Annotated in this window: 8 protein-coding genes; 5 read left to right on the top strand and 3 right to left on the bottom strand. The window is 69.4% G+C overall.

Annotated elements, in window-relative coordinates; translation table 11 throughout:
* Nucleotides 1-45: 45 nt before the first annotated feature.
* The 3 genes from lpdA (at nt 46) to M2428_RS15940 (ending at nt 3,815) form a co-directional block, all read left to right on the top strand.
* Nucleotides 46-1,431, top strand: a complete 1,386-nt coding sequence (gene lpdA, locus M2428_RS15950) for a dihydrolipoyl dehydrogenase (protein ID WP_277526928.1) — start codon at nt 46-48, stop codon at nt 1,429-1,431.
* A 115-nt stretch (nt 1,432-1,546) separates the two neighbouring features.
* A complete protein-coding gene (gene sucB / locus M2428_RS15945; RefSeq protein WP_277526927.1) occupies nt 1,547-3,313 on the top strand; it encodes a 2-oxoglutarate dehydrogenase, E2 component, dihydrolipoamide succinyltransferase in 1,767 nt (588 codons plus the stop codon).
* Nucleotides 3,314-3,464: 151 nt separating this feature from the next.
* Nucleotides 3,465-3,815 (top strand): hypothetical protein, encoded by a 351-nt coding sequence (locus tag M2428_RS15940; RefSeq protein ID WP_229995712.1) that lies wholly within the window; start codon nt 3,465-3,467, stop codon nt 3,813-3,815.
* 101 nt (nt 3,816-3,916) lie between these two features.
* Here the strand turns inward: M2428_RS15940 and M2428_RS15935 are convergent, their stop codons facing one another.
* Nucleotides 3,917-4,300 (bottom strand): VOC family protein, encoded by a 384-nt coding sequence (locus M2428_RS15935; protein WP_277526926.1) that lies wholly within the window; start codon nt 4,298-4,300, stop codon nt 3,917-3,919.
* Between the two features lie 147 nt (nt 4,301-4,447).
* On the opposite strand from M2428_RS15935, the gene M2428_RS15930 reads away from it, so the two are divergent.
* Nucleotides 4,448-4,876 (top strand): OsmC family protein, encoded by a 429-nt coding sequence (locus M2428_RS15930; protein ID WP_277526925.1) that lies wholly within the window; start codon nt 4,448-4,450, stop codon nt 4,874-4,876.
* Nucleotides 4,877-5,044: 168 nt separating this feature from the next.
* Here the strand turns inward: M2428_RS15930 and M2428_RS15925 are convergent, their stop codons facing one another.
* Nucleotides 5,045-8,644, bottom strand: a complete 3,600-nt coding sequence (locus tag M2428_RS15925; protein ID WP_277526924.1) for a S41 family peptidase — start codon at nt 8,642-8,644, stop codon at nt 5,045-5,047.
* Nucleotides 8,645-8,717: 73 nt separating this feature from the next.
* Between M2428_RS15925 and M2428_RS15920 the strand changes: the two genes are divergently transcribed.
* Nucleotides 8,718-9,611 carry a TIGR01777 family oxidoreductase gene (locus tag M2428_RS15920; RefSeq protein WP_277526923.1) on the top strand — a complete coding sequence of 298 codons (894 nt, stop codon included), beginning with the start codon at nt 8,718-8,720 and terminating at the stop codon, nt 9,609-9,611.
* On the opposite strand, the gene M2428_RS15915 is transcribed toward M2428_RS15920, so the two are convergent.
* Entirely contained in the window at nt 9,608-11,716 is a 2,109-nt protein-coding gene (locus tag M2428_RS15915) for a serine/threonine-protein kinase (RefSeq protein WP_277526922.1), read from the bottom strand. The genes M2428_RS15920 and M2428_RS15915 overlap by 4 nt on opposite strands.
* Nucleotides 11,717-11,783: the final 67 nt, after the last annotated feature.

Raw genomic sequence — 11,783 nt, 5'->3', positions numbered from 1 at the left:
ATGATGCGTACTCTCGTGTCATCGTTCACGCGAGGGAGCGTTTTAGTGGCCGATCAGGCAACTGCGCAAGAATTCGACATCCTGGTACTCGGCGGCGGCAGCGGCGGCTACGCCACCGCACTGCGTGCTGTCCAGCTTGGCCTCACCGTCGGCCTCATCGAAAAGGGCAAGCTCGGTGGCACGTGCCTCCACAACGGCTGTATCCCCACCAAGGCCCTGCTGCACTCGGCAGAGCTGGCCGACCACGCCCGCGACTCGGCCAAGTACGGCGTCAACGTGACTCTTGACAGCATCGACATCAACGCCGTCAACGCTTACAAGGACGGCATCATTGCCGGTAAGTTCAAGGGCCTGCAGGGTCTGATCAAGGGCAAGAAGGGCATCACCGTCATTGAGGGTGAAGGCAAGCTTCAGGGCACCGACACCGTCGTCGTGAACGGCACCGCGTACAAGGGCAAGAACATTGTCCTCGCGACCGGCTCCTACTCCCGCACGCTGCCGGGCCTGGAAATCGGCGGCAAGGTCATCACCTCCGACGAAGCCCTCACCATGGATTACATCCCCAAGAGCGCGATCGTCCTGGGCGGCGGCGTGATCGGCGTCGAGTTCGCTTCGGTCTGGAAGTCCTTCGGTGTCGACGTCACGATCGTCGAGGGCCTGCCGTCGCTGGTCCCGAATGAGGACGCCACGATCGTCAAGGCTTTTGAGCGCGCCTTCAAGAAGCGCGGCATCAAGTTCTCCACCGGTGTCTTCTTCCAGGGCGTCGAGCAGAACGGCGACGGCGTCAAGGTCACCCTCGTGGACGGCAAGACCTTCGAAGCCGACCTGCTGCTCGTAGCTGTCGGCCGCGGCCCCGTCACGGCGAACCTCGGCTACGAAGAAGCCGGAATCACCATCGACCGCGGCTTCGTCATCACCAACGAGCGCCTGCACACCGGCGTCGGCAACATCTTCGCCGTCGGCGACATCGTCCCCGGCGTGCAGCTCGCGCACCGCGGCTACCAGCAGGGCATCTTCGTCGCCGAAGAGATCGCCGGCCTGAAGCCGGTCATCGTCGAGGACGTCAACATCCCCAAGGTCACCTACTCCGAACCCGAGATCGCCACCGTCGGCTACAGCGAGAAGGCTGCCAAGGAGAAGTTTGGCGAGGACCAGATCCAGACCCAGGAATACAACCTGGCCGGCAACGGCAAGAGCTCCATCCTGGGCACCACCGGCCTGGTCAAGCTGGTCCGTCAGAAGGACGGCCCCGTGGTGGGCGTTCACATGATCGGCGCCCGCATGGGCGAGCAGATCGGTGAAGCCCAGCTGATCGTGAACTGGGAAGCCTACCCGGAGGATGTGGCCCAGCTGGTCCACGCCCACCCCACCCAGAACGAATCCCTGGGCGAGGCGCACCTGGCGCTGGCGGGCAAGCCCCTCCACGGCTAAGCATCTCCGCAAGACAACAGAGCTTGGTGCACCCGGCCGGAAATGCCGGGTGCACTAAGCTCGAACAAGGCAGCAATCATCCGCACTAAAGATCAATAAGGAGAACGGGGACGACATGTCTGAATCCGTTAACTTGCCCGCCCTCGGTGAGAGCGTCACCGAAGGAACCGTCACCCGCTGGCTCAAGCAGGTCGGTGACCGGGTAGAGGTGGACGAGCCGCTGCTCGAAGTCTCCACCGACAAAGTAGACACCGAGATCCCCTCTCCGATCGCCGGCGTGATCGAGGAAATCCTCGTCGCCGAAGACGAGACAGCTGAAGTTGGCGCCCCGCTGGTCCGCATCGGCTCGGGCGACGCCGCCCAGGCCGCCGCAGAGGCTCCGGCCGCCGCCCCCGCCGAAGAGGCCCCGGCCGCCGAGGCCGCCGCCCCCGCCGAAGAGGCACCGGCCCCCAAGGCCGAGGCTCCCGCAGCCCCGGCTGCAGAGGCACCGGCTGCAGCTCCGGCCGGCGAAGGACACGACGTCACGCTGCCTGCCCTCGGCGAAAGCGTCACCGAAGGCACCGTTACCCGCTGGCTGAAGAGCATCGGCGACACCGTCGAGGTCGACGAGCCGCTGCTCGAGGTCTCCACCGACAAGGTGGACACCGAAATCCCGTCCCCCGTTGCCGGAACCCTCCTGGAAATCCGGGTCAACGAGGACGAGACCGCCGAGGTCGGCTCCGTCCTGGCCGTCATCGGTTCCGGCGCCGCCGCACCTGCCGCACCGGCTCCCGCCGAGGCACCGGCCCCGGAAGCCCCGAAGCAGGAGGCTCCGGCAGCCCCCGCACCGGCGGCAGCTCCCGCGGCCCCGGCCCCGGCCCCGGAGGCACCCAAGCAGGAAGCCCCGGCTGCTCCCGCTGCTCCCGCCGCACCGGCGAAGACGGAAGCTGCCGCACCGGCAGAGTCCGGCTACGTCACTCCCCTGGTCCGCAAGCTGGCCAACCAGCAGGGTGTCGACATCGCTGCCCTGACCGGCACGGGCGTCGGCGGCCGCATCCGCAAGCAGGATGTGCTGGCAGCTGCCGAGGTAAAGGCCGCACCGGCCGGAGCCACAGCGGCTCCCGCCGCGGCACCGGCCTCCGCACCGGCAACTGCGCCGGCCGCAGGTGCAGTATCTTCTCTGCGCGGCACCGTGCAGAAGGCTCCGCGCATCCGCCAGGTCATCGCCCGCCGCATGCGCGAGTCGCTGGACATCTCCACCCAGCTGACGCAGGTCCACGAGGTCGACATGACCAAGGTGGCCAAGCTGCGGGCCAAGGCCAAGAACTCCTTCCAGGCCCAGAACGGCTCCAAGCTGACCTTCCTGCCCTTCATCGCGAAGGCTGTTGCCGAGGCCCTGAAGCAGCACCCGAAGGTCAACGCCTCCTACGACGAGGACAAGCAGGAGATCACCTACCACAACGCCGAGCACCTGGCGATTGCGGTGGACACCGACAAGGGCCTGCTGGTTCCGGTCATCTCTGACGCCGGCAACCTGAATCTGGCCGGCCTTGCCGGCAAGATCGCCGACGTCGCCGACCGCACCCGCAACGGCAAGATCGGCCCGGACGAGCTCTCCGGCGGAACCTTCAGCATCACCAACATCGGTTCCGTGGGCGCCCTGTTCGACACCCCGATCATCAACCAGCCGCAGGTTGCCATCCTCGGCACCGGCGCGATCGTCAAGCGGGCCGTCGTGGTCGCCGACGAGAACGGCGATGACTCGCTGGCCATCCGTTCGATGATGTACCTCTCCCTGACGTACGACCACCGCCTGGTGGACGGCGCCGACGCGGGCCGCTTCCTGCAGACGCTGAAGGCACGCCTTGAGGAAGGCGCCTTCGAAGCCGATCTCGGGCTCTAGGGTCTAATAGCACACCGACGGCGACGGCGGTGCGGGCGCCGGTGGGAAACCACCGGAGGGCCCGTGCCGCCGTCGCCGTTTGCCGTTCCGTCCCGGGACCGCCCGGCGGGTCCTACTACAGTGCGTAGAACACTCTGGCTACACTGATGCCATGAACATCGTCTATAACGTCATGGTCTTCCTGCACATCATCGGCGCCGCCATGATCGTCGGCATCTGGATCGGCCAGATGAAGAAGCCCACCGTCCACCCCCGCCAGTTCGACGGCGCGATGCTGCAGCTGATCACGGGCATCATCATGATGGGGCTGATCCCGGCCCTGGACATGAACGCCAACTACGTCAAGCTCGGCATCAAGCTCGTCATCGCCCTCATTGTCGGCGTCCTGGCCTTCATTGGCCGCCGCAAGTACAAGAAGGGCGAGCCGATCAGCAAGGGCCTCGCGAACAGCGTTGGCGGCCTGGCGCTGCTCAACGTGGCGATCGCGACCCTCTGGCAGTAGTTTCTGACGAACAGCAGTGGCGCCGCACCCCGGCCGGGGTGCGGCGCCACTGTCGTTAAGACGCCGCCGTCGTTAAGCGGCCGCTGTTGTTAAGCGGCTTGTCAGTCGCCGGCGATGCAGAATTCGTTGCCCTCGGGATCCTGCATGACATCCCAATGGAAGTCGCCAATGTCATGGCCCTCCACAAACCGGGCACCGAGGGACTTGGCGTGGGCGCGCAACGCAGCAGGGTCGGACCCGTGGATGTCCAGGTGCAGGCGGCGCCTGCCTTCCGTGGGCTCTTCGACCTGCTGGAAGGCCAGCTGCGGGGCTCCGGGGCTGGCGGGCTGGAGCCAGACGAACTGTTCGAAGCGCGACGAGACCACCGTGCCCAGCAAAGAGGCCCAGAACTGGGCCAGGCGCTCGGCGTCGACGGCGTTGACCATCATCGTGGCGATGCGCGCCGACGGCGCCGCAGGCGCCTGCGCATCTTCCGTAATTTCCATGACGACACTGTACGGACGAGACTGCGCGGGGTCACAATCCTCTAAGAGCGGACAACCCGTGCGCGGGCGGCGCCGAATCCCTAGGATTGGACACGGCACGGTCCGGCGCTTCGCCGGGTCGCGGATTCACAACGACGAGGAGTGGACATGGCAGCAACACGCACAGCACACACTGTATGGAATGGCGACCTGATGACGGGCGCTGGCAACACAACGCTGGACAGCTCCGGACTGGGTAACTTCGATGTCACCTGGAAGGCGCGCGCCGAGGCTTCCGAGGGCAAGACCAGCCCCGAAGAGCTCATCGCTGCGGCGCACTCGGCCTGTTTCTCCATGGCCTTCAGCCTGGCCGCCGCTCAGGCCGGCCACACCCCCGAGGAAGTCAACACCAAGGCGGATGTCACCTTCGTGCCGGGCACAGGCATCACGGACAGCCACCTCACCGTCAGCGCGCGGATCCCGGGAATCTCGGAAGACGAATTCCAGCGCCTCGCTGAGGAAGCCAAGGTGGGCTGCCCCGTCTCGGCCGCCCTCACCGGCATCAAGATCACCTTGGACGCCACCCTGGCCTCCTAGCTCCGGGCGCAATTTGAGGCCGGCAGGTCAAGGCCGGCACAGCAAAGGCCCGCGTACGACGAAGAACTGCGGTACAGCGAAGGCCCCCGCTCCCCTGGCATAGCCAGGAAAGCGGGGGCCTTCGCTGTGGGTCCTTCGATAAGGGTCCTCGCCGTCGGGCAGGGACCGCTAGGCCTGGCCGGCCTGCTGGCGTGCAGGCAGCGGTGCGGGCCGGACCCTGCGGTAGCCCTCGCGCAGCGGCGGACGGTCCGTAGGCAGTTCCTGGATCATTTCCTTCAGCGCCCCGATTCCGTACTCCAGCTGCGGGTCGGTGCCGGCGGCGTAGGCGTGCGGCGGGAAGGTGACCTCGATATCCGGGGTGACGCCGAAGTTCTCCACGCCCCAGCCAACGCCACCGGCGAACCACGTGGCGTAGCGCGGCTGGGTGACACCGGTGCCGTCGGCCAGCGCGAAGCGGTTGTCGATCCCGACGACGCCGCCCCAGGTGCGGGTGCCGATGACGGGCCCGATCCCCCGCAGCTTGGAGACCTGCGTGATGATGTCACCATCGGAGCCGGCGAACTCGTCCGTGAGGATGATGACCGGTCCGCGGGGAGCGTGGTGCGGGTACGTCCGCGGCTTTTCCCCGCGCGGCATGCTCCAGCCGGTGACCTTGCGCCCGATGAGCTCGGCCACGAGCTGGGAGGTGTGGCCGCCGCGGTTGCGCCGGACATCGACAATCAGTCCGTCCAGGGCGGTTTCGGTATCGAGGTCGCGGTGCAGCTGGGCCCAGCCGTTGGCCATCATGTCCGGGATGTGCAGGTAGCCGAACGTCCCGTTCGAGGCTTCGCGGACGGTCCGCCGGTTGCCGGCGACCCATTCCTGGTAGCGCAGGCGCTCCTCGTCCTTGACCGGGATCACCGCCACGCGGCGCTGGGCCCCTGCGGCCGCGCCGTGGCCGGCGCCGTTGCGCAGGGTGAGTTCCACCGCGCGGCCGGCCGCACCGACGAGCTGCACAGCCGGGGTCCGCGTTTGGGTAAGTTCGACGCCGTCGATCGCCAGCAGGACGTCGCCCGGCTTGGCGTCGGCGCCGGGCCGGGTCAGCGGCGAGGTGGCCAGCGGGTCGGAGGACTCCCCCGCGAGGATGCGGGTGATTTCCCAGCCCTCGCCGGTGAACTCCAGATCCGCGCCGAGGCGGCCCTGGGGGCTGCTGCCGTTCTCCGTGACGGCCACCGGGCGGACGTAGGCGTGTGAGGTGCCCAGCTCGCCGTGCAGCTCCCAGAGCAGGTCCACAAGATCATCATGGGAACCGAGGCGTTCCACCACCGGGCGGTAGCGGGCGTGGATGGACTCCCAGTCCTGGCCGGCCATGTCCTCGGTCCAGAAGAAGTCGCGCTGCAGCCGCCATGCCTCGTCGAAGGCCTGGCCCCACACGCTGAGCGGGTCCAGCTGCACCCGGATGCGGCCGAGGTCCACCTTGATCAGCTGGCCGGAGTCCTCGTCGGCCTTGGCGCCGGCGGGCGCAACCCGGATCTGCTTGTCCTGGATGAACACGATCTTTTCTCCGTTGCCGGAGAGCCGGTAGCTGTCCAGCGCCTCAACAATCGTGGAGGTGCGGCGCTTGGCCAGGTCGTAGCGGACCAGGCTCGGCGCGGCGCCCTTGTCCTCGAGGCTGGCCCGGCCTTCGCCTGTTGTGCCGGCGAGTTCGCTGTCAAGCCAGAGCAGGGCCCCGGCAGCGGCGGTCAGTGAGGAGTAGTTGCCTTGCGGCACGGGAACGGAGATGACGCGGTGGGCCAGTCCGTCGGCGTCGACCCGCACTGACGGCACGGGCTTGGCGGCGGACTGCGCCCCGCCCGCGCCGCCCACGGCCGCGACTGACACGGCGTCTGCGGCACCGGCGCCGGCGTCGGCGGCGTCCTCGAGATCGACGCTCGGGCCGAACGGCGACGGGGTGTCCGCGGCGAGGGCGACGAGGTAGGGCTTGATCGGGCTCGGGAAGGACAGATCGAAGGAGTGGCCGTCGTAGACCGGATCGAAACTGCGGTTGGAGAGGAAGGCGAGGTATTTGCCATCCGGGGTGAACGACGGGGATTCGTCGCGGAACCGGCCGTCGGTGACATCAATGATCGCCGCGTCCGTGCCGCCGTCGATCCTGGTGATCCGGAGCCGGCTGCGGGACCCGAAGGACGTGACCGGCTCGGACCAGCCGAGCCACGCGGAGTCCGGGGACCAGGTGAATCCTTCAATGCTGCCCTCGCCGATGCTGCTCAGCTGGGAAATCGCGCCAGTGCGGGTGTCGGCAAGGTAGATGTCACCGAAGGATGTACCGACTGCGAGCCAGCGCCCGTCGGGGCTGGCTTCGATGGCGCTGGCCCGGCTGGGCTTGGGGAAGTCGATCCGGGTGACCTCGCTGGATGCAGGCGCCGCCTCCGTGGCGGTTCCCGCATCGGCCGGCCCGGCCTCGGGGCCGGAGACGGATGCGTCAGCAGCGGCCGGGGCCGGGGCTACTGTGACCGGGCTGGACACGGTACCGTTCGCCGCGGCGGGGGTTGATCCGGAGCCGGTCAGCGCGGCTGCGGACACCGGCTTCGGCAACGGCATGCCGGCGTCTTCGGGCGCAGCTGTGGACTGCAGGCCGGACTGGGGAGCGGACACCGCGGCGGCCTGCGGCGCCTGCGGGGCCACCGACGCGCCGGCCAAGGGCGCCGCAATGGCTTTCAGGTACAGGGCCTCCACGCCGTCGTGGTCGGCGACATAGGCGATCCGGCCCTCACCGAAAGGCCGGGCCAGCCGTGCCCGGACGCCCGGGGTGGCTTCGAGGACGCGGGACGGGCCATCCTTGTGCCGCAGCCAGTGGACGGTTCCGTGGGATTCGACGGCGCTGGACGCACCCGTGCGGTCCGGGACGACGTCCCCGAGGTGCCGCGAGGGCTTCAGCGGGGCGGCGCGGCGCGCCTGCGAGGCGGACCCCAGCGAAATGTCGAGTTTGACGGCCTCCGCGTCGAGGCTGGGCAGCAGCCAGAGCTCCCCGGCCGATTCGAAGACGACGCGTTCCCCGTCGGTGGCGGCGTGGCGGACGTAGAAGTCCTCGTGGTCCGTGTGGCGCCGCAGGTCGCTGCCGTTCGGCAGTACGGAGTAGAGGTTGCCGTAGCCCTCGTGGTCGGACAGGAACGCGATCCGTCCCTTGACCCACAGGGGGTCCGTGAGGTTTCCGTCCAGCGCGGGGGCGAGCCGCTCGAATTCCCCGTTTCCGTCGGCGTCGATCCATAGCTTGCCGGCGGCGCCGCCGCGGTACCGCTTCCACCAGGCGGGCTCACGCGACAGGACGCTGGCGAGCACCACGGGGCGCTCGTCCCCGACGACGGGGCCGAAGGCCACCGATTCGACCGGGCCGAACGGGAGTTCCTGCGCCCAGCCGCCGGTCACGGGGAGGCTGTAGGCCTGCGTGAGCCGGCTGTCTGACTGGCGGAACGCGCTGGTGACCAGGACGTCGCCGTCGGGCGTGAAGCCCTTGACCCGGGTGGAGCTGTGGCCGAAGTAGCTCAACTGGCGGTAGCCGCCGCCGTCGACGTTTGCTGTGACGACCTCCGGGGCCGTCCCCTGGACGACGGTCCAGACCAGGCGCTTACCGTCGGGGGTGAAGCGGGGGTTGCGGGCCGGCAACTGCAGGGAGGATACGCGCCAGGCACGGCCCCCGCCCACGGGTGCAATCCACACATCGTCCTCGGCCACGAAGGTGACCAGATCGCCGTGGACATGCGGGAAACGGAAGTAACTGGAGGGGGTCATCGTTCGATCATAGCGACAACGGCCGTGTCGGCCCGGGAGTTTCGCGGCCGTGCCGGGCATGGTGAGATGGATCATGCGAATCCTTATTGCCGGGGCCTCCGGGCTGATCGGAACTGCCCTTTCGAGCGCACTGCGCAGCGAGGGGCACGATGTGGTGGCCCTTGTCAGGCGTGCCCCCGCGTCTCAAGCAGAGTTCCAGTGGGACCCGGCCGCCGGCCGGATCGACGACACCGCCCTGAAGGGCGCGGACGCGGTGGTCAACCTCTCCGGCGCCGGAATCGGCGACCGGCCCTGGACCCGGGCACGTGTCAACGAACTCCGCAGCTCCCGGCTGGGGGCGACACGGACCCTGACGTCGGCGATGACCCGGCAGGAGACGCCGCCTGCGGTGTTCCTGAGCCAGTCGGCCTCCGGCTACTACGGCAACGCCGGCACGGTGGTGCTTCGGGAGAACGCGCCGGCCGGGAACGGCACCCTGGCCCGGATCTGCGTCGACTGGGAGGCCGCGGCGCATGAGGCGCCGGCCGGGGTCCGCGTGGTCACGCCCCGCACGGGCGTCGTCCTGAGCCGCTCCGGCGGCGCGCTTGGCCGGTTGCTGCCGCTGCTGCGCCTGGGCGTCGGCGGCCCGCTCGGCAACGGCCGCCAGTACTGGCCCTGGATCACCTTGCCGGATGCGGCCGGCGCCTTTTCCTTCCTTCTCTCGGCGCCCGTGTCCGGGCCGGTCAACGTCTGCGCCCCCGAAACCGCGGATGTGAACTCCCTGATCGCCCAGCTGGCCGGGGCGCTGCACCGGCCGGCGGTGTTGCGGGTACCCGCCCCGGTGCTGCGGCTGGTGATGGGCCAGCTCGCCGAAGAACTGCTGCTCGCCAGCCAGCGGCTGGAACCGGCAGTGCTGGCGGACAACAGCTTCGCCTGGCAGCACCCGTCTCTCCGCGTAGCCGCGGCGTGGGTGGCCGGACGCGGCTAACCTGACGCAGGATCCTCGCCGAGGACCTGCGCAATCCGCCACCGCCCGTCAATGCTCGCCAGGACAAGCCGCAGCCTGATCTCTTTCCCGGCTGGGGCCTCAGCCACCACCTGACCGGCGGCATCGCGTTCCTGATACGGCGAGGACACGGCACTGACTGCCACCACTGTCCGGTCCGGGCCGCCGTCCACAACCGTCTGCACCCGCGCCAGCGTGGTCTCGAACCCGGACAGGACATGTCCAGCCGCCGCCAGCCGGGCGCCGATCGTGGCATCCGCGTCCGCCGCGGCCGATGCCGGGACGTTCACTTCCTGCAGCAGACGCAGATTCCCGGAGCTGAAGGCCAGTGAGCGGAGCGCGGCAAGTCCCCGGACCGCTTGGCCGGGGTCTGCAGACTCCAGAAGCTCCCGGAGTTCGCCTGGGATGCTGGCAGCGGCCGGGCCAGCGGTTGCGGATGCCCCGCTGCCCGTCCCCGGGTTGCCAGGCCCCCCGCTGCGGGAGGAGCCGTCCGTACCGGCCTCGGCGGCGCCCGGTGCTGCCGCGGGCGGCACCGAAGCGGGCGACGCCGATGCGGCAAACAATTCCGCGATGCCCCCTCCGGGACGCAGCCAGGCGGCGCAGAGACCGGCCACCAGCATCACCGCTACTGCCGCGCCGGCCCACAGCTTCCGGCGGCCCCGACCGCGCCCGGGGTCGAACGCGTCACCGTGCCGAATGCGTGGCCGGACCCCCGGGCGGATGCCTCGCACAGTCTCTCGACGGGCCTCCTCCCCGACCGTGTTGTGTTCATTGCTGCGCCCGGCAACGGGCCCGGCGTTAGGCCCGGCGTTGTGCCCGGCGGCGGAGTGCCTCGCAGCCGGCCCGGAGGCGGCGTGCCTCGCCGTCGAGACAGCGGACGTCCTGGCATGCGCCCCCGCCGGCGCGGCGAGGGCCATCCCGGGCACGGCCCTACCTGCCGCACGGCCTGTATCCGGCAAACGTCCCTCGCCGGCGAAGGAGCCGATGCGGGCGGAAGAACCTGAGGCCGTGAAGGAGTCTGCGCCGGTGTCCGGGGCAGCGTCGTTGAACGGGCCAGGGGCGGCGGCGGGTGCCGCATTGGCAGCACGTCCCGGCATGGGCGCGCGGCCCACGAAGGGCCGGCGGAACCAGCCGCGGAGCCGCTCCGCCCGCCGCTCCCGGGCGCTACGGGGCACCGTGCGGCGGGTCAGCAAGTGCGGGGCCACGCTCGGGTGGGCAGTGACAGACAGGTCCACCGGCTCCGCCGCCGTGCTGCGATAGATCGCGGCGGCCAATTCGGCTGCCGAGGGCCGTTTCCGCCGGTCTTCGTCCAGTCCGGACTCCAGCGCGGCGGCCAGCGCCGCCGGGACCTCTGGCACCAGAAGTGGCAGCGGCGGCCGGCCTGCACCCGGGACCGGGGCCTGGCCCGTCAGGCAATACCAGCCCAGGGCCGCCAATGAATAAACGTCGCACTCCGGCTGGAGGCCCGCCCTGACTGCATCCACCGGCGCCGGATCGGAAAAGCCCTCGGTCCCGGCGGCGTGGGCTGCCCCGGCGTCGCCCACCATCCGGGCTACGCCCACATCGGCCAGCAACGGTTTCCCGTGCGCCGTGAACAACACGTTGCCCGGCGAGACATCGCCGTGGGTGAAGCCATGCGAATGCAGGTACTGAAGGGCCTGGGCAATGGGTGTCAGGACCGTGACCGTCTCGCCCGCACCAAGCCGGCCACGGCCCGTGACCAGGTCCGCGACCGATCCCCCTGGCGCATAGTCCAGCACCAGGCCCAGGGCCTCCTTATCGTCCGGACCGGGCCGCGGCCCGCGAAGGCGCTGGACGGTGTGGGCCCGGAGCAGGTGGTCGTGGTCCAGCGCCGAGAGGATCCGAACTTCCCGGCGCATGGCCTCTTCAGCTTCCCGGTCCGCGGTTCCGCCGTCGTTTTTCCCTGCCTCTCCCCCGTTGTCGAAGCACTTGAGAGCGAATTCCCGGCCCGTTGACCTGTCGGTCACCAGCCACACGGCGGCTGTGCCCCCGCGCCCCAGCAGGCGTCCGACGTCGTAACCGGGAACCTCGGGGGCGGCGCTGCCCACGGCAGGGAGATCTTCCATACCCAAGAAATAGCCGATCGCGCGGAATCGTGCAGAAGTTATCCACAGGCATGAGAGCTTAAGCACA

The sequence above is a fragment of the Arthrobacter sp. ES3-54 genome, from assembly GCF_029504395.1.
In the GTDB taxonomy this organism is placed as follows: domain Bacteria; phylum Actinomycetota; class Actinomycetes; order Actinomycetales; family Micrococcaceae; genus Arthrobacter.
This window is presented reverse-complemented; position numbering and strand designations above follow the sequence as displayed.

Bases quoted from the DNA above. Each gene is read 5' to 3' on its own strand.
- M2428_RS15935 (WP_277526926.1), bottom strand. From the start codon at position 4,300: ATGGAAATTACGGAAGATGCGCAGGCGCCTGCGGCGCCGTCGGCGCGC.
- M2428_RS15930 (WP_277526925.1), top strand. From the start codon at position 4,448: ATGGCAGCAACACGCACAGCACACACTGTATGGAATGGCGACCTGATG.
- M2428_RS15940 (WP_229995712.1), top strand. From the start codon at position 3,465: ATGAACATCGTCTATAACGTCATGGTCTTCCTGCACATCATCGGCGCC.
- M2428_RS15925 (WP_277526924.1), bottom strand. From the start codon at position 8,644: ATGACCCCCTCCAGTTACTTCCGTTTCCCGCATGTCCACGGCGATCTG.
- sucB (WP_277526927.1), top strand. From the start codon at position 1,547: ATGTCTGAATCCGTTAACTTGCCCGCCCTCGGTGAGAGCGTCACCGAA.
- M2428_RS15920 (WP_277526923.1), top strand. From the start codon at position 8,718: ATGCGAATCCTTATTGCCGGGGCCTCCGGGCTGATCGGAACTGCCCTT.
- M2428_RS15915 (WP_277526922.1), bottom strand. From the start codon at position 11,716: ATGGAAGATCTCCCTGCCGTGGGCAGCGCCGCCCCCGAGGTTCCCGGT.